The organism is Dyadobacter psychrophilus (genome assembly GCF_900167945.1).
GTDB lineage: Bacteria > Bacteroidota > Bacteroidia > Cytophagales > Spirosomataceae > Dyadobacter > Dyadobacter psychrophilus.
On record NZ_FUZA01000002.1, the window covers coordinates 731,401 to 750,709 of the forward strand.

14 protein-coding genes are annotated in these 19,309 nt (G+C 47.2%); 8 read left to right on the forward strand and 6 right to left on the reverse strand.

From position 1 onward, the window contains the following. Window positions 1–75: 75 nt before the first annotated feature. The 6 genes from B5X68_RS10120 to B5X68_RS10150 form a co-directional block, all read right to left on the reverse strand. A complete protein-coding gene (locus B5X68_RS10120) occupies window positions 76–354 on the reverse strand; it encodes a transcriptional repressor (RefSeq protein ID WP_082214564.1) in 279 nt (92 codons plus the stop codon). Between the two features lie 349 nt (window positions 355–703). Next, window positions 704–1,006, reverse strand: a complete 303-nt coding sequence (locus B5X68_RS10125) for a hypothetical protein (RefSeq protein WP_082214565.1) — start codon at window positions 1,004–1,006, stop codon at window positions 704–706. A 204-nt stretch (window positions 1,007–1,210) separates the two neighbouring features. Next, window positions 1,211–4,822: an ABC transporter permease/M1 family aminopeptidase gene (locus tag B5X68_RS10130; RefSeq protein WP_082214566.1), complete on the reverse strand. Its 3,612-nt coding sequence runs from the start codon at window positions 4,820–4,822 to the stop codon at window positions 1,211–1,213. Next, complete coding sequence (locus tag B5X68_RS10135; RefSeq protein WP_082214567.1) at window positions 4,819–5,742, reverse strand: ABC transporter ATP-binding protein; 924 nt, start codon at window positions 5,740–5,742, stop codon at window positions 4,819–4,821. The genes B5X68_RS10130 and B5X68_RS10135 overlap by 4 nt, the downstream gene beginning before the upstream one ends. Window positions 5,743–5,983: 241 nt before the next feature. Further along, the gene (locus B5X68_RS10145) at window positions 5,984–6,253 is read right to left on the reverse strand and encodes a peptidase associated/transthyretin-like domain-containing protein (protein ID WP_141110260.1); all 270 of its coding nucleotides are present in this window, start codon (window positions 6,251–6,253) and stop codon (window positions 5,984–5,986) included. 179 nt (window positions 6,254–6,432) lie between these two features. After that, window positions 6,433–8,001 carry a sodium:solute symporter family protein gene (locus tag B5X68_RS10150; protein ID WP_082214570.1) on the reverse strand — a complete coding sequence of 523 codons (1,569 nt, stop codon included), beginning with the start codon at window positions 7,999–8,001 and terminating at the stop codon, window positions 6,433–6,435. A gap of 238 nt (window positions 8,002–8,239) precedes the next feature. Here B5X68_RS10150 and B5X68_RS10155 point away from each other — a divergent pair, with 238 nt between their 5' ends. The 8 genes from B5X68_RS10155 to B5X68_RS10190 all read left to right on the forward strand — a co-directional run bounded on the left by B5X68_RS10155 (window position 8,240) and on the right by B5X68_RS10190 (window position 19,300). After that, window positions 8,240–9,271, forward strand: coding sequence for a LacI family DNA-binding transcriptional regulator (locus tag B5X68_RS10155; protein ID WP_082214571.1), 1,032 nt, complete (start codon window positions 8,240–8,242; stop codon window positions 9,269–9,271). A gap of 123 nt (window positions 9,272–9,394) precedes the next feature. Then, window positions 9,395–10,564, forward strand: coding sequence for an iron-containing alcohol dehydrogenase (locus B5X68_RS10160; RefSeq protein WP_082214572.1), 1,170 nt, complete (start codon window positions 9,395–9,397; stop codon window positions 10,562–10,564). Continuing rightward, window positions 10,548–11,471, forward strand: a complete 924-nt coding sequence (locus B5X68_RS10165) for a dihydrodipicolinate synthase family protein (protein ID WP_082214573.1) — start codon at window positions 10,548–10,550, stop codon at window positions 11,469–11,471. Before B5X68_RS10160 ends, B5X68_RS10165 begins: the two co-directional genes overlap by 17 nt. After that, the gene (pdxA, locus tag B5X68_RS10170; protein ID WP_082214574.1) at window positions 11,471–12,514 is read left to right on the forward strand and encodes a 4-hydroxythreonine-4-phosphate dehydrogenase PdxA; all 1,044 of its coding nucleotides are present in this window, start codon (window positions 11,471–11,473) and stop codon (window positions 12,512–12,514) included. The genes B5X68_RS10165 and pdxA overlap by 1 nt, the downstream gene beginning before the upstream one ends. Before the next feature lie 5 nt (window positions 12,515–12,519). Beyond that, window positions 12,520–13,695, forward strand: a complete 1,176-nt coding sequence (locus B5X68_RS10175; protein WP_082214575.1) for a four-carbon acid sugar kinase family protein — start codon at window positions 12,520–12,522, stop codon at window positions 13,693–13,695. A gap of 35 nt (window positions 13,696–13,730) precedes the next feature. Beyond that, window positions 13,731–15,050: a Gfo/Idh/MocA family protein gene (locus B5X68_RS10180; RefSeq protein ID WP_170916621.1), complete on the forward strand. Its 1,320-nt coding sequence runs from the start codon at window positions 13,731–13,733 to the stop codon at window positions 15,048–15,050. Window positions 15,051–15,086: 36 nt separating this feature from the next. Then, window positions 15,087–16,094 (forward strand): DUF6807 family protein, encoded by a 1,008-nt coding sequence (locus tag B5X68_RS10185; RefSeq protein WP_082214577.1) that lies wholly within the window; start codon window positions 15,087–15,089, stop codon window positions 16,092–16,094. Window positions 16,095–16,243: 149 nt separating this feature from the next. Beyond that, on the forward strand, window positions 16,244–19,300 hold the full coding sequence (locus tag B5X68_RS10190; RefSeq protein ID WP_082214578.1) for a SusC/RagA family TonB-linked outer membrane protein: 3,057 nt from the start codon (window positions 16,244–16,246) through the stop codon (window positions 19,298–19,300). Window positions 19,301–19,309: the final 9 nt, after the last annotated feature.

The following is a 19,309-nucleotide window of genomic DNA, read 5'->3' on the forward strand; positions in this document are numbered from 1 at the left end:
GCGATTACTGTTCGCGGTCGCTCTATTTGTTCGATATTGAACAACATGCGGCGCTCAGCATAGATCGCGCAGCAGCTATCGGGCTTTATCAGGACAGCCTTTCAAAACAAACAAATTCTTCCTCTCAATGGTAGTTTTTTTGTCAATTAAACCTGCTTCATAGAGCCAGTTCAATGTGGAGTAGACGGTAGCAAGGCTTATTTTGATTTGGCTCTTTCTTAATGAGCGCCAAAGAGCATCACCGTTTACTTCTTCTCCGATTATCATGAAATGTTGTGCCACGATAATTCGTTTGCCGATCTGGCGAATTTTATTTTCCCTGCAATACAAGTTAATGTCATTGATTAGAGACATTTCAATTGTGATGTTAATATATCCGTGCTATGATGTAGCGCAAAATGTCCTTTACCGAAGTTGTTACCTGAATTTTTTAGCAAGCCCACCGTTGACAGCGGGTATTATCTTCGCTGTTCAGGAAGGGTTACAGATCACTATTATCGAGATGTGCTAGGCATTAGCGATCATATATATTTGCTGAACATGGACGGCCGAACCATTAATTGCAGGAGCCAATTAAGCAATTGAAAGACTTTGGGTATATACGAACCAAATGGTGCTAACTGGTTTTTTCACGTAAAGGGCTGCATGTCGACATATCAGACGATACGGAGGTCAAGCGTTTTCTGGGAAGTTATCAGTTGGTCTAGCGGGATTTTGACCACTTCAATTTCAACTCTTTCAATTCGGCTGCGTGTTGTAGAAGCAGCTCCACCCGTTTTTTTTGCAGTCTTACTTTAAAGCGTTGTACTTGCAGAAACTGTTTACGCATCAGGTTGGCTTTTGTCAAGAAACTGGTGTCATCGCCAAGTGACTCGATCCGTCTGAAATTCCTGGCCGCGAGTCGCTTGCGAAGCTCTATCGCTTCTGAATCAAAATTATTTAATATCTCCTGGTGACGACGCATTAACGCAACGATTTCTGCCTGAAGATTAATGCTCTCTGACATTTGTGTTACCTCCTGTATTAAAATTAATTATATATAACTGTTTTATTAACTGATATGAGTCAGACTAACGAGCTTCTTAAAAAAAAGTTATATACATGCCAGAACAAATTAAGTCGAATCCATATGTTTGAGTCTGGCAGCTGCGTTTTAGGCCACATAATATGGATAGGAGGAGTTTGGCAAGAAAGGCTTTGAGTTGCTTCTTTAATTCTTAATATCCTGAATATTATTACCATATCCCTGTTCCCAATCGAGCAGGTGGTAGGGATCCAGGCCTGCGCGGGCTGGCTTAAAGGGTACGGTCACCTTTATCGTTTGCTGGCCGGATTGGACGCGATGCATGCTGATTTGAAGCGGTTTATCTAATGCGTCGCCATCGGCGAAGACGCCAACCTGTACCCAGTCCATCATTGGAGGCTCGGTTACTACGCCTGCGCTGTCGTACACAGTTTTACGCGCCTGGGCATTCAATGTAACTTCCCAGGTGCCTGCATTAGTCTGCCTGGCCGCAGCGCGCTCCGTTTTAAATTCCCAATAAGTATTAACCTCAAACAGATCGTGTAAAAGGTATTTCAATGAGTCCGGGGTGACCGCTTTGAGCTCGCGGTACAGATCCAGTGTTGTAGCAAGCGGGGCCGAGGGGGCGTCATGTTTTTTGATCAAAACCCTAAGCGCGCCATTTACCTTTTCCGCGCCAATGTATTCGCTCAGGGCGTACATCGCGAAAGGGCCTCTTCGATAACCGAGATAGGGATCTAATGCGCGAAGTAAGGGCTCGCCCCGGCGTATTGGCGCGTGCGGATGGTGTTCCCGAAGCTGTTGCAAGAGCTGGCTAAGCTGCTGCTCACCCCGCGAGGCTTTCACCGCCTGCAGTGCGGAGTAAGTTGCAAGTCCTTCACTCAGAAAAGATAAACCTTCCACCACAGCGTATGGCAATGTCCATTGATGTGCCACCTCATGGGCGATTACAAAGTAAGGGAAGTCGAGGCTCTTGTCGTCATCCTGCGGAGTCCAGTATGCAAAGCCCTGACCATAAGAGATCAGGCCGGCATCGGCGTGCCCGCCAATGCCGCGCGCCCCGGGGTGCTCAACGAGCGTCAGGTGACGGTAAGGATAGGGACCGAATTGACTTATGTAATAATCCAGAGCAGCTTGCGCACTCCGCGCCACGCGCTTCACATGCGCGGCATGCGCAGGATAATGGTAAATCCGGATGTTGATATCGTTTTCCGGCGTGTCGGCATGCAACTGCACTTTATGAACCGCAAAATGCGCGGAAAAGAAAGCCCATTCGCTGCCTATCGGGGCGTCCGTATTATAATGGAAGTAATTTCTGTTGCCCCTGGTCCAGCTTCGGCGCAATGCACCCGGCGCCACGGCCACCTGGCCCTTACTGGTTCCTACTACCGCTTCAAAAGCGATGCCGCCGCCGCGTGAACCCGGCGCTTGACCTTCATATTCATATAATGATGCAATCACCGGGCGCGGTTCAAGTCCGTACTTTCTACGATCTGCGCTGCCGATCAGTTCGCGTTGCCGCCGATAGCCGATAAATGGGAACAAATGCTCACTGGTAAAATAGCTGCCATTTTCGGTCAAAGCCGGATCGATCCCTTCGTTGCCAAAGCCGCGGCGTGCAATCCGTAAGCTGAAATTCATCTGCAGGGTGTCTCCGGCTGCCAGTGGCTTATCCAGGATGTAAACCCGGAAACCGTGCGGATTGTCCACGATGAACAACCTATTTTTTTGGTCAAAGTTCAACTTTTCGATTTGGACAGCGCCTGTTGCAGTGGCGATATGGATCGAGTCAATTGGCTGTGTGTGGGTGTTGACCAATGTGTAGGTGCCCTGAATGGTAATGACCCGTTGCTCAGGGTACATTTCAACATGTAATCTGGTGGAGGTCAGCGTTGGCTGGGGTTTACCTGCATATTGTCTGTACTGCTTTTCGTATTCAGCTTGGAGTTGTTTTACATCGGACGGCGTCAGGTATTTATTTAAAAAATAGGTATTATAAAAAATAAAACCTCCGAAAATGAGCATAAGCGCAAGAGCAGAACTTCCCGCCCATATCGTTGAACGCCTCAGGCGAAAACGTGCGATCCGCAGTCTTGCGGCCAAATTTTTTCCCATACCCCTTACCCATAACAGTCTCCCGATAACTGCAAGTAGCACAGCCCAGGCCGCCCAGTACAGTTTGAACCACAACCACGGCCCGACTGAGTTTCCAAAACCGATCATTTCCGTGTGAGACCATTTGGGGCCGGCTCCATAGATTAGAAAATTGTGCTCAATTCCGAGCATTCCGGCCAGCAAAGCGATGAATACGAAGCATAGAATAGCGACCAGGTGCCCGATGTATTTTTGATCTGCCACCACATGCACGACCAACGCCAGGAGCGCAAAAAGTAAGTACTCGCCTAACTGCAAGCCAAACATGATTTTCAGATATAAGCCAATCTGGAAATCATGATAATCCATGAAGAGCTGGGAAAGTACACCAGCTGTGATCAGCGCGGCCATGAACATCGCGAGCAGCGTGGCGATCGCCAGGAACTTGCCCAGGAAAAGTGGCCAGTCCGAACCAGGCATAGTGTCGGTCATTTCATTCATGCCGGCGTCGCGCTCACGCCATACGAGTTCTCCCGCGAAGAAGATGATCAAGAACGGAACGACCACCCAGCGATTGAGCTCATCCGACATGGAACCAGTCAATTCCGCAGTAACACGTGAAGTCGTGGGTAAGATCGGGGTGCCCATCGCGCCCATCTGGTCCATAATAACCAGCATAGCAAGCAAAGGCATGAATAGTAAGATCGTCAGACCTGCCCAGCTCGTTGCAATGGACCGGAATGAAGCCGAGGCAACAGCCAATGTCTGCCGTGCATGAAAGGCAAATCCAAAGCTCCGCGGGAGATCTTCGACTAATTTCGCTTTCCCTGGATCGCCCATATCGGCGTTCACCGGCAAGTCCGCTTCCATAGCGAATGTACTGAACGGGTTGCGCATGCGACTGCCCGCCCGGTGCGCAAAACGAAAACCCAGCACAGTAAGGAGAATGACAAGGAGACCAATGCCGAGCCACACGAGGCGATTGGTCAGCAAAGGCCCTTCCAATGCTAGCAAACGGGTATTCTTTTCAATGGGTGTCCACAAATGAGCTATGTCTTCAACAAGGAAGCGAATGCCAATCGGGTCCAGCAGCGTTCCCACACTACGCTTGAAAAGCAGCAGCGAAGCCACAAAAAAACCCATAAAAATGATAAAAAAGCTTCCCAGATACGCCGCCATAACCCGACCGCTTCGTCCCGCCAGCCAAAATTGAATCGCCGTTGCAGCGAACGCATTGGGAAGCGAAATGAAGATATAGGCCGTAAAAAATGCAGCCGGGCGGAAAGGGCCGATCAGTTCGGGATCGACGCCGGGCAGATAGACTCCCAATAGGATGCCCGCCTGAACAAAAAGCAGCACGAAAGCATTCACCAGTAAAGCAGCGAGGAAGCGTCCTCCGAGGTAATCAGCTTTGCCGACCGACGACGTATAAATGAGGGGATACATGCGTGACGCCACATCCCTTGCCGCCGCTTCTCCTGCCACTGAGGCAGCTATTACAAGCCATATTAAACCGCCAAAAACCGTAGTGATGGCAATGGAGAAGGGAGAATTAAGGAAAAAGTCAGCGTATAGCACCTCGGATACAGATCCGTCTCTGGTCATTAAAAACGAGAGGACAAGCACTACCACGGAGAATACCCACAGCCACGGACGACGATGCTGATAAGCAAATTCGAAACGGAGGATCTCTAAAAACTTCATGATCGCTGGTCGTATTTGGGTGTGGGGGCAGATCCGTTGTTTTCAGCCACAGCACTGAAATAGACATCTTCCAGACTGGGTTCAACCTGCTCGAAGCCGCTGCCAGGAGCCTCATTACTGTGAACGTGTACCATTGTACGTCCGCTAAGTAATTTCGTTGAAATGATCCGGTGGTCATTCGCTAAACCGGGCAGCTGATTTTTGTCGATGAGTTTGCGCCAGATCTTCCCTTTGAGGATGGATACGGCTTGCAGCGGTTGCGCTTCAAGTAATATTCTTCCTTTGTTAATGATAGCCATGTTGGTACAGAGCTCGGACACGTCCTCTACAATGTGCGTGGATAGGATCACAACACTGTTTTCGCCCAGTTCACTGAGCAGATTAAGAAACCTGACACGCTCGGCTGGGTCCAGGCCGGCAGTTGGCTCATCAACGATCAGGAGTTTGGGATTACCCAGGAGCGCCACAGCTACACCGAAGCGTTGCCGCATTCCGCCTGAATACCCGCCCAGCCTTTGCTTGCGCACATCCCACAGGTTGGTCTTGCGTAATAGTGCTTCAACCACCTCTTTCCGGGATTTCCGGCTTGAAAAACCTTTTAATACGGCGAAATATTCGAGCAATTCTTCCGCTCTTGCCTTAGGATATACGCCAAACTCCTGCGGCAGATAACCCAGGGTCTTACGCACCTCGTCTTTCTGATTGACAACATCAATGTCGCCAAGCCTTATACTTCCGGAATCCGGCTCCTGCAACGTTGCCAGAATGCGCATAAATGTAGACTTGCCGGCTCCATTTGGGCCTAGCAAACCATACATGCCTCTGGGTATGGCAAGGGTTATTTCCGCTAATGCCTGAACCATTCCACCCGATCTGTCATTCCGATAGGTTTTTGATAAATTTTTGATTTCCAACATCATGAGTTCAATTTTTTATGATTTGCTGAGTCTGGTTATATGCGGCGAATACGCCGATTCCGCCGGTGAAGTTTGTGTAAACCCTTGCTGGTTCTGCAAATGGATTATCGTCCTGCATGTTTATGCTGTGATGGAAGTGATAGTAGTGAAAATCAGTGTTCAAATGCATCTATATTGTAAAAAAACGGGTTTCGGCGATTGTAGGCATTGTATATGCTGATCTCCCACGTTCGTTCATAGCGTTTCAGTTTTTTGTGAAACCGCACCGCCAGGTCAAGGCGATGGTAAGGTTGGTGAATACCGTAAGCGAGTAAAATCCATAAGCGTTGGTGACAACATTATTAGCCGTGCCGGCCACATATACATCTACACCGGATAGCAGTTCATGACTCGTCAGCTCTTTCACAAAGCCGCTGATGGTAACCCGGCTTTGGGAGAAGACCGTCATCGGGCAATAAAAGACCAGGAGTGCTAAACTAAGACGCCTGAATACGTATGGTATATCTTTTTGCAAAGTGGAGGTAATTTAAAAGTACTTTGTTTTTCAAAGTAAATGGAACCAATGGAGAAATCCAAAGTCTTTTTTAAAAAAACATTGATGTTGTGGGAAGGGGTAGGTTTGATAGTTGTAAGTCGAAGCTGCGGATTGTGGATCCGTAGCCGGCAGAATGATGGATCAGTTCATCAATTAAATTATGCAATAAATTCCTGTTTTGTTTGTTTGCTAATTTCCCGCCAGCCGCTGTATAAAAGTCTTTTATCGAGTACAGGCTTTGGAAAAAACAAACTGGCCACGTAACCGACACCAATCACGATGAGATGGCTATAAACGCCTAACATAAGTTTATGGTGGGTAAAATTCAATGCTCCCATATCCAGTAGCAGACGTTTGTTGTCACCGAGGCCAATCGGCGTGGACGTTAGAAATGCGTACGATGTGAATAAAATGCAAGTGGCAATTGCAATATTAATCCCTTGATTATTAGCTCTTGCGCTAAATAATCCCAACAAAAATATCCCTACAATCCCGCCCGAGAAAATAGCATACAATGTGAAAACAATGCCCAGAACTCCCTCGTCTCCAGCATTGAGATAGAGCATTGCAATTCCTACGGAAATTATGCCAGACATGACCACAATGACTTTTGAGGCATACAGATATTGCTTATCCGTTTTCCCCGGGCTGAATTTTTTGTAATAATCTTCCACACCGACCGCAGCCAGTGAATTCAGATCGGCGCTCAGGCTGCAGACTGCGGCGGAAATCATGGCCGACAGGATCAAGCCTACGACGCCGGTTGGCAGTTGAGTCATAATAAAATAGGGGAAAACCGCGTCTGCACGCAAGTCGGACGGGATGGGATTTTGTTTATAAAATACAAAAAGCGCGGTGCCGATAAACATAAATAACGTCCACACCGGCACTGTGAGCAAAATTCCCAGCAACGATGCATTGATAGCTGATTTGTCCGTTTTCGCCGTTAGGTAACGCTGCACCACAGTCTGGTCAGTGGCATATTTCTGAACCGCATAAAAAGCACCATTGATCGCCATCACGACAAAAGTTAATTTCGTCAGATTCCATTCGTAGGGGCCAAAGCCGGTCCGGTTGTTTTGCGACGCGACCCTCCAGACCTCGACTGGGCCCCCTTCCACTGAAAATAGCAATACACTGATGCAGATAATTCCACTGGCAAAGAGCATAAATCCCTGGAAAACGTCAAGCCAGATCACGGCTTCAATTCCACCTAACAAATTAATGATAATGATAAGTGAGCCAACCACCAGAATGATGGTAACCGTATCAATGTTCGTCATCTTCTCCAAGGAAATGGCCAACAGGAAAAACACGGTTCCCATTCCCGAAAACTGCCTTAAAACAAACGCAATAGAACTGTAATAACGTGCGAAGATGCCGAAGCGCCTTTCGAAATATTCATAAGTACTAAGGTTAATGACCTTTCTGAAAAGCGGCACGATGAACCAGATAACGACAAGCAGCACAATGGGCACCATCAATCCTTGTACGAGAAGGATCCAGTTGGACGAGTAGCCCGTCCCCGGATACGCCAGAAATGTAACACTGCTGATTAATGTTGCCAGCAAAGATATACCCAAGGCCCAGGAAGGGATTTTTCCTTTTGCAAGAAAATAATTCTGGGTTGTTCTCTGGGTTTTGGCAAAATACAGACCGAATCCAAGGCTGCCCAGCAGGAACACAAGAATGATGCAGTAATCCAGTACATGTAAAGGCGAGTTCATAGAATAGAAAACTGGTTAGGGTTAGGTAAAATCTGAGACAGCATAAACTGTATTTTGGACTGTAAAAATGTAAACGTTTACATAAATAACAAAAGAATTTGCATAAAATTATAAGTAAAGTGCCAATAATGGGGTGAATGGCGGGTTTTATTGGTATTGAAAGCACAAATAGTTAGATTATATTTTTTTATTTGAAAATTTACATTTAATATTGTTGCAATCGTTTACATAAATTGATATGGCAGGTCAGAAGGGTGTTAGTCTTAAAGAAGTTGCTGATAAGGCTGGCGTTTCTACTGCAACCGTCTCACGGGTAATCAATTCCAAGACGGTCGTGAAGGGTGAAACTGAATTGCGTGTTCAGAAAGTGATCAAGCAGCTGGGTTACCGGCCGAACCGGGTTGCGCAGCGGTTGCGGACGACGAGGGGAGCCAGCAAGCTCATTGGATTACTGATTCCGGATATCCAAAATCCGTTTTACGTCGATATAATAAGAGGCATTGAGCAATATGCATATGCTAAAAATTTTGCAATCGTCATTGGAAACTTCTCTCAAAATGAAGAACGCCAGAAATTTTACATTGAGATATTAAAGTCAGAATCCGTTGATGCGTTCATTGTGGCGCCCTTCCCGGGCATGAATGAATATGTAAAAGAGCTGGTAGAAGAAGGTTACGCGGTGGTTTGTATCGATAGGGGGCTGGCCAATATGGATCTGGATGTGGTAAAGGTCGATAATTACCAGGGAGCGTTTGACGCAGTTGAGCATTTGATCAATGTAGGACATACTCGCATTGCGCATATCTCTGGCAATACATTGATCCCGACCACCATAGAGAGGATTTCGGGATATGAGGCGGCATTGAATAAATATGGTATTGCAATCGATAGGGACATCATCGTGGGCCGCAATTCGGATCATAAAAGTGGGGTGGAGCTATCGGCGCAGTTGCTGGATATGTCCAATCCGCCAACTGCGATCTTTACATCGAACAACCTGCTTACGCTGGGAGCCCTTGAAACAATCCATAGCAGAGGGCTGAAAATCCCTGAACAGGTTGCGATTGTTGGTTTTGATGATATGTATTGGGCGATGTCCCTTAACCCACCGCTTACCGCGGTGCGCCAGTCAGGTTTTGAAATTGGAAGGATTACGATCGAACTGCTGCATCAGCGGATTGCGGATCCGACAAGGCCATTCGTCAGCATTGTTTTGAAGACTGAACTCATAGTCCGCAACTCGTGTGGTTTTAAGTTGAAAGGAATGTAAGGCAGCCATTAGCAAAGGAGCGCGAATATTTTTTTGCAATAAAATGTAAACGATTACATTTTGGTTTTTGATCGCGAGGACGGGTAAATCTGAGGTTAATAATATTGAGAAAAGCATTGAAGCATGAACATCATTCAAATTTACAATCCTAAAAAACTCGTATTCGGAGCGGATAGCCTGGATCAGTTTGTAGCGGATTTCCTTAAACTTTCGCACAAGAGGTTGTATCTGGTAACCATCCCCCCTATGATCGGCAAGTTGGGCGACACACTGTCCCGGCTGACGGAGGCAGGCGTTGCTACGAGCATTAACACAACGATCCTGGACGAACCCACTTTTGAAGATTTTGAAAGGCTTATTGCCGAAGCAGTTGCATTTGGGGCCGACAGCGTGGTAGGAATAGGAGGCGGAAGCGTCATGGACATTGCCAAACTCATTGCCGCGCAACTTCACAGTGAACAGACTGTTGATGAAGTGCTTAGTAATGGATTTCAAAAGCAAAGGAGCACCTACGTAGCATGTTTGCCCACAACGGCAGGGACAGGCAGCGAGGTTTCGCCCAACGCAATTTTTGTCAATTCCAAAGGAAGCAAAATTGGTGTCATCAGTCCAGAATTGGTTCCCGATGCAGCATACATTGACCCGGCTTTGACCACAACTGTTCCGCCATCGGTCACAGCAGCCACCGGAATAGATGCGCTGGCGCATTGTATTGAGGCGTATACCAACAAATTTGCGCATCCGGTCATTGATCTGCTCGCACTGGAAGGAGTGAAATTACTGGGTGGATCATTACTGAAAGCTTATCAGAATGGTGAAGACGATGAAGCGCGAACAAATGTGGCGCTGGGAAGTATGTATGGAGGAATGTGTTTGGGACCGGTTAATACAGCGGCTGTCCATGCACTGGCTTATCCCCTCAGTACAGAATTTCACATTCCACACGGATTATCGGTGGCGCTGCTGCTGCCTTATGTGATGGAGTTCAACATTGCCGCTATTCCTGACCGCTATGCAGCAGTTGCCGTTGCTTTGGGAAACCAGGAGGTTGGTTCCCACGAAGATATAGCAAGGTCGGGCGTGAGGATTATCAAGGAACTGATCAGAAACTGTGGCTTGCCGGGAAGTCTTGCGGATGTAAACATTCCGTTCGAAGCCATTGAAAAACTGGCAGCAGCGGCGATGCCGGTTCAAAGATTATTGAAAAACAATCCGCGTGCGATAAGCTTGTCGGACGCAGGAAAAATATACACCAGCGCTTTTAATATGCAGGAATATGAAGAAAAAATTTAGCGGAGTGGTGGTGCCGATGATCACGCCGGTAAATGCGGATCTGACGATTGATTTAGTTGCCACTGGGACGATTGTAAATTATCTGACCACCCATGGAACGGCACCGTTTATCCTTGGTACAACCGGAGAATCCGCATCTGTTTCGAGGATTGAAAAGAAAAAGCTGATTGAAGCAACGGTAAAAGCTGTGGCAGGTAAAAGCATTGTTTACGCTGGCATTTCAGGCAATGCGATCATGGATTCCATCGAGGATGCCCGGCATTATCACGATCTTGGCGCGGACGTTTTTGTGGCCACCATGACCAGTTACTATCCCGTCGACGCCGACCAGATGCTGCGTTATTTCATAATGCTGGCCGACAACTTACAGGCTCCGCTGATCATTTACAACATTCCGGCTACAACGCACTTGTCCATCCCGCTGGATGTTGTGCAGAGGTTGAGCGAGCATCCAAACATTGTGGGTTTTAAAGATTCAGAACGGAGCGCTGAACGATTGGAAATGTCCGTTTCGCTTTGGAAAGACCGGGCGGATTTTTCTTTTCTTACGGGCTGGGCGGCCCAATCCATGCGGGCTCTGCAGCTCGGAGCAGACGGCATCATTCCGAGCACAGGAAATCTGGCTCCTGAACTATACCAGACACTCCTTAATTCAGTCGCGGACCAGGATTACTTGACAGCTGAGAATGCCCAGGGAAAAGCCGACAGAATATCCGAAGTTTATCAAAAGGACAGGACATTAAGCCATTCATTACCAGCATTAAAGGCGATGATGTCAGCTTACGGGTTATGCCAATCCTGCGTATTGCCGCCGATGTTTCCGTTGACGGTCGACGAAGAAAAATCAATCAGAAACTTCACTTTGTCGCAGTTTGGCGATTTGAAACAAATAAACAGCATCAATTAATGAGTGATCACAGACCAATTTTAGGCATTACAATGGGCGATCCGGCAAGTATTGGGCCGGAGGTCGCTGCCAAGGCTTTTACGAATAGAGTAATATATGATGCATGCCGTCCGCTTGTAGTGGGCGATGCGCGGGTGATTGAAGACGCCGTGCGTTTCTGTAATCTCGACTTGAAAGTCAATGCAGTGAAGTCTGTAAACAATGCCGAGTTTGTTTTCGGGCAAATTGACGTTTATGACCTTGAAAATGTTGTGTTGGAAGACCTTAAAAAAGGAGAGATGTCTGCAAGGGCGGGCGATGTGGCTTTTCAAACGGTTGTAGCAACGATAAACCTGGCCATGAAAGGCGAGATCGACGGCACTGTGACCGGGCCTATTAACAAAGAGTCCATTCACATGGCAGGGCATCAATTTTCAGGTCATACGGAGATTTACGCACACTATACTGGTACCAAAAAATATGCAATGCTGCTCGTTGAGAATGATTTACGGGTCATTCACGTATCCACACACGTTTCATTAAGACAAGCTTGCGACCTGGTAAAAAAAGACAGGATCCTGGATACAATCGAGCTGATGCACCAGGCTTGCGTCCAGTTGGGGATCCGCGATCCGAGGATTGCAGTTTCGGGCCTGAACCCGCATGCGGGCGATGGGGGGATTTTCGGCTGGGAAGAGAAAGAGGAAATCATTCCGGCCATCGAAGAGGCAGTAAGTCGTGGTTACAATGTCACAGGCCCCATTCCGGGCGACACACTTTTTCCGAAAGCCATTGGTGGTCGTTACGACGGGTGCGTGGTCATGTATCACGATCAGGGGCACATTCCTTTCAAAATGGTTGGGTTTACGTGGGACGATAAAGCACAGAAAATGAATAGTGTCAAAGGGGTTAACATTACGCTTGGATTGCCCATTATCCGCACTTCGGTGGACCACGGGACAGCAATGGAAATTGCCGGAAAAGGCATTGCAAGTCCGGACGCGATGCTGCTCGCTATTGAATACGCAGTCAAATTATTTGAGAACAAGGTTCAATCTTATTAGCATTTATGATAGCTGTCATTGCAGATGATTTTACCGGTGCGGCCGAAATCGGAGGCGTAGGGATACGCAATGGTTTCCGGGTTATAATTGATACAAAGGTGGATAACAGCGTGGAAACGGACATTCTGATCATTGCCACAGACACCCGCTCGCAAAACCCGGAGCAGGCAACGGCTTTGATCAAAAAAACAACAGCGGACCTGCTCGCGCTCAGACCCGATTTTATATATAAAAAAATGGACTCGATCCTGAGGGGCAATGTGGCGGATGAGCTTTTGGCGCAACTAAGTGTTTCAGGCAAGGAAAGAGCATTGTTGGTTCCGGCGAACCCTGTTTTGAAAAGGACCATTCTAGACGGCATTTACTACTACGACGGCATCCCGCTCAACGAATTCAGCTTTACAAATGGGTCGGTTAAAAAGCGCGCATCCTCGCAGGTTCTGGATTTGATTGGTGAGAAGGCCAGCGCATACGCCCGCGTGATCTCAACGCATGATGACCTGCCGGAAAAAGGCTTAATGATCGGTAACACTTCAAATTCCGGCGATTTGGAAGAATGGGTAAAAAAAATAGACGAAAAGACAATCCCCTCCGGCGGTTCCGGGTTCTTCGATGCGATTTTAAGAAGTCGGAAAGATGCCGGAAAAGAGAATTTTAACGCGGTCAAGTTGGGAGAAAAAGTCTTATATGTGTGCGGAAGCGCTTTCATGAACAGCAGGGCGCTGGTAAAAGCTTCCAGGGAAGCAGGACAGGAAGTGTTATACATGCCAGAAAAATTATTTTGTTCAAAAGAGCAGGACAAAAAGCTCATAGAGGAGTGGACGGGGGAAATTATTGATAGCCTGGAAAGCAAAAACAGAGTAATTATAGCGATCGATCACCTGGAATGTGACGAAGTGGAAAGTCTTCCGGGCAGGATCAGGGAGGCAATTGCGGATGTGGTTGAAAATGTGCTGGGGCGGACAAAAGTGCACGAGCTCATCATTGAAGGCGGTTCCACATCATTTTCTATCATTCAAAGATTAAACTATACGCGTTTTTTTCCGACCCACGAATTCGGGCCGGGATCGATCAGAATGCGGATCGAGGGGCAGAAAAACATTTTCCTCACATTGAAACCAGGAAGTTATGTCTGGCCAGATTCGATCTGGGAATATCCGGTGGACCATCAGGTGAAATGAAACATCCAATAATTATCCATGCTAAATCCTATTCAATGAAGAACAACGCAGACAAGACAACGCTCCCGGAGCTAAGCCGCCGTACTTTTATTAAGTCCGCGGGAATTGGCGTGATCGCAGCGCCGTATATAGCTAAGAGTGCATGGGCGCAGACACCGCCCAGCGACCAGATCAGGCATGCGATCATCGGCACGGGCAGCATGGGCCGGAACCATGTTAAAACTTTTGCGAATACCAAAGGATGCGATCTTGTTGCGCTATGCGATGTGGACCCGCAGCAACTTGCCAAAGCGCTCAAAGATTTGCCCAATGCGGATAAGATCGAGAAATACGGCGATTTCAGGGAGTTGTTGAAAGACAAATCGATTGATTCGGTGTCTATTGCCTCGCCGGACCACTGGCATACGCCTATTGCTTTGTGGGCGTTGATGGCCGGAAAGCATGTTTACGTTGAAAAGCCGTGCAGCCATAACATTAAGGAGACGAATTTGCTCGTGAAAGCGTCCAAACATTTTAATAAGTGCGTCCAGCATGGCACGCAACGCCGCAGTAACGGGGCGCATATGGAAGGAATGAAACAGCTTCAAAACGGCATTATTGGTAAAGTGCACACCATCAAGGCCATTGATCACCAGCACCGTGAGGCGATCGGACGTGCGCAGGCGGAGCCGGTTCCCGAGGGCGTGGATTATGATCTTTGGCTTGGGGCAGCCCCCAAGGTGCCGTTTACCAAAAATCGCTGGCATTATAACTGGCGTTGGTTTTGGGAATATGGTAATGGCGACGCCGCTAATGATGGAGTCCATCAGATAGACGTGGCTGTGTGGGCACTCGGCGACCGCTATCCAAAGCGGATCGTGTCCTCGGGAGGCCAGTATTTCTATGACGATGACCACGAGACGCCGGACACGCAAACTACAATATTTGAATACGACGACACACAGATTATATGGGAAATGCGCCTCTGGACCCCGTATAACCTGGAAGGCCATGATAATGGCAATGTAGCTTACGGCACGGATGGAAAAATGGAGTTCGGTCGCGCAGGAGTGGTTGTTACAAAAGGGAAGGAACAGATCAAGATCGAGTCGCCTGATGTTGTAGAGGCTATTATGCCCAATTTCCTGACTGCAGTGAGAGCAAATAATCCGTCAAAACTGCATTCACCCATTGAAAAAGGCGCTATTGCGACCAATATGGCGCTTTTGGCCAACATTGCTACGCGCATAGGTGCTTCTTCACTGGAATATGACCCTCTGAAAGTCACCATAAAGTCACCCGGATTTGATGCGAAGGCTAATGCGCTATTAGGCCGTGATTACAGAAAAGGATATGAACTTCCCTGGAAAGGTTAACCTCCAATTTTGCTATAACTAAATTTAAACCGCCGAATGATGAATAAAAATCAAACCTTAACCGTCGTTATCAAACAATTGACAAGCCTATTGAGCATATTAACCTGCACAATGCTGTTTGTCAGCAACAATGCGATTGCACAAAAAGTAAAGAAGACTTCCAGCCAGCCGGTAGTTGCATTTGAGCAAAAACCGGGCGACCTGACGATCTCCATCGGTGGAAAGCCGTTTGCCAGCTATGTTTACGAAGATCCAAAAATCAGCCGGCCTTATTTTGCACATGTTAAATCGTCCTGTGGCGTGCAGGTTACCCGCAATTATCCGCCCAAGGAAGGTGATCCGAAGGATCATGCTACATTTCACCCGGGAATTTGGCTCAGTTTTGGCGACATTAATGGCAACGATTACTGGCGTTTGAAATCAAAAGTTGAGCACGAAATGTTTGTGGAGCAACCCAAAGGAGGCCCGGGATCAGGTTCATTTACTGTCAGAAACTACTACATGACGGCGGATGGAAAGGATCGGGTTCTGGCAGAACTGGTGAAATATACTATACTGATCAGGCCCTCGGGAACATTGCTGCTCACCAACAGTACATTTTCATCCGATGCCGCAGACCTTGCCTTTGGTGACCAGGAAGAAATGGGACTTGGTGTGCGTGTCAATACGAAGTTTACCGTCCAGTACGGAAAAGGACATCTGACCAATGCAGAAGGCTTGAAAGAAGGGGAGGGGACCTGGGGAAAGGCTTCTAAATGGGTTGATTACAGTGGAATTATTGATGATAACACTGTGGGTGTAACCATTATGCCGGATCCCGGAAATTTCCGGCCGAGCTGGTTCCACACGCGGGACTATGGCTTAATGGCCGCCAATGCTTTCGGCAGGGAAGCCATGAAACAGGGTGAGAAAAGCGCAATCGTTGTAAAAAAGGGCGAAAAGTTTGAGCTAGGTTATGGTGTACTGATCTATTGCAAACCAAAAGGTGAAAAAACCGACGTCGAAGGCGCGTACCAGGACTATTTACAGGTTCTGAAAGACTAATATTTTTTACTAAAAGTTCCTTACCGGACATTCTGCTTTGCCTTTGCATACACTTTTCTCCGCCAGGACGAAAAGTGTATGACGGGATTTTTGTTGCCAAATTTAATTTGCATTATATCGTGAAAAATTATTTCTAAACTAAGCTAACTATGCAAAAGTGTTACGATGATTTGATTGCACTAGCCGGGAAAGGCGGCATTTATTTGCTAATAGGCCTTTTCTTGCAGATCTGCTTAACAGGATTTGCCAATGCGCAAACCAAAACGGTTAACGGAAGGGTAACGTCACTCGACGGTGGCTTGCCGGGTGTTAATGTGCTGGAAAAAGGGACCAATAACGCCGCTATTACCAACAGCAGCGGGCAATATTCCATTAAAGTTGCCGAGGACGCTATCCTGGTGTTCAGCTATGTGGGTTTTCTGAGTGAAAGTGTTAGCGTGGTGGGTAAATCCACATTGGATCTTGAATTGAAAGACGATGTCAAGGCGCTTGGTGAGGTGGTCGTGGTGGGTTATGGTGCACAGGAAAAGAAAACGGTGACCGGGTCGATCGTGACGGTACAAGGCAAGACGTTGGAACAAACACCTGCTGTAAGCCTTTCCAATTCTTTTGCGGGGCGCTTGCCTGGTTTGCAAGCACTTAACCGCTCCGGTGAACCGGGAAGCGACGTAGCGCAGCTGTTGATAAGGGGGAAAAGCACGTTGGGATCCACTGCTCCCCTGATCGTGATTGACGGTGTTCCGGGTCGTGAAGGTTTTGACCAGATCGATCCAAGGGATGTGGAAAGTATCTCCATTTTGAAAGATGCTTCGGCTTCCATTTATGGCGCGCGGGCAGCAAATGGAGTCATTATTATCACCACAAAAAGAGGGGCGTCAGGCAAGCCATCAATCAGTTACAGCTTTAATCAGGGGTTTACAACGCCTACACGCATTCCCGATTATGCTGATTCTGAGACGCTTGCCCGATTCCAAAACGACCAGTTGCAGGCACAGGGACAAGCACCAAGATATACAGACGACCAGATCCAGAAATTTCGCGATGGTTCTGACCCGTTGAATTATCCGAACACGGATTGGGCCAAAGCCACCTTGAAAAATGTGAGTACTCAAAGCCGTCACAGCCTTTCCGTACGCGGAGGGACGGACGTGGTGAAATATTTTGTATCAGGCAATTATGCCAATCAAGAAGGGATTTTCAAGAATGGGATCAATAATTACAATGTGCTCGGCGGCCGTTCGAACATTGATGCTTCGATCACTAAAAACTTGAAAATTGCGCTCGATTTATCCTTCCAGGAGCAAAACAGGACCTTTCCCGGCATTGTTGCAGCGGACATTGTAAAATCAATGTGGCGTAACTATCCTTACCTGGTCGATTTTTACCCGAACGGCCTGCCCGGCGACGGTGTAGAAAGAGGTGATAACCCGATTGTGATGGCCTCGGATAAAGCCGGTTACAGAAAAAGCAAAACCGACATTTACCAAACCAGGCTTTCCTTTGACCTGAACATTCCGCAAGTGGATGGGTTGGGGCTGGACGGTTTTGTGGCATTTGATAAGAACAGTGAGCAGATTAAGGAATTCAATAAACCCTATTCGGTTTACAGCTATAATGCTACAAACAATACTTACACGGCCAATGCCGCACGTTTTTACAGCCAGCCGCAACTTACAGAACGCTTTAATTACAAGTCCAGCCTCATTGGTCACGTGAAATTGAAATATGTCAAAACCTTTAATAACCACAAATTCAACTCCTTTGTGGCCATGGAATTGGCAGATAACCGGACTAATTATTTTTCTGCGCAGCGAAGGAACTACATTTCCACGGCCATTGACCAGCTTTATGCGGGTGGCGAAGCAAATCAGGTGACGGATGGGAGTGCGAATGAATTTACACGAAAGAATTTCTTCGGTAGGATTAATTATGATTTTAAAGGGAAATATCTGGTAGATCTAAATGTCCGTTACGACGGTTCGTCAGCTTTTCCAAAAGACAAGCGTTGGGGCCTTTTTCCGGGTATTTCAGTCGGCTGGGTGGCTTCCAATGAAAGTTTCCTGAAAAATGACTTCATGAATTTCTTAAAGTTCCGCTTCTCGTGGGGTAAAATGGGTAACGATGCCATCGATCCATTTCAGTATTTGTCTACTTACAGCTTTACGAACGGCTATTTTTTGGGAGATGGAAAAGTCTTGAACAAAGGTTTGAGCCAAAATGTGGCGCCCAATCCGAACATCACCTGGGAAGTTGCCAAGACTACAAACATCGGTTTAAATGCTGAATTCTGGGATGGAGTATTAGGCATTACACTTGATGTTTTTAAAACCAGGAGAAGCAATATTCTAACAGCCCGTGATGCTTCCATTCCCATTTATACCGGATTGAAATTGCCTCTCGAAAACATCGGAATTGTCGAAAACAAAGGTTTCGAAATTGAATTGTCACACCGCAAAGCAATCGGGAATTTCAATTACAGCATCCGTCCCAACATGTCCTTTGCGCGCAATAAAGTCATCGACATTGATGAGCCTGAGAATGTCCCTGAATGGCAGCGACGAACCGGACACAATATCAATAGTGGCCTTTATCTGATCCCACTAGGCATTTACAGAACGCAGGAAGCCATTGACGGTTCGCCGCATGTGCCAAATACGATCATTAATGACCTGCAATATAAGGATGTAAACAATGATGGGAAAATTAACAATCTTGACCAGATCCGTCTCGATAAATCCAATACGCCGGAGATCATTTTCGGTACGCAGATCGCTGTCGGCTATAAGAATTTAGACCTGGGCATTCTTTTGCAGGGACAAAGCAATGCATGGCGCTATTACTGGTTTCCACAGGGACTGTTTGGCAATGTAATGCAGGAAATGGCCGATAACCGCCCAACGGCCGACAATCCAAACTCCAAATATCCAAATCTGACCTACGACGCAGCTCAGGTAAGTGCGCAGACTTCCGAATTCTGGTTAAAAGACGCTTCTTTTCTTCGCTTGAAGAATGTTGAGGTCGGTTATGCATTGCCATCGGGATTTTTGAAAAGAATAGGCATCAGCGGAGCAAGGCTTTATGTGAACGGATTCAACATTCTCACGCTGGACAAATTGAAATGGTTTGATCCTGAGGGAGATGCGGATCGCGGATCATTTTATCCCCAGAATAAAATTTTCAATGCTGGTTTTAACATTACATTATAAAATTTACGG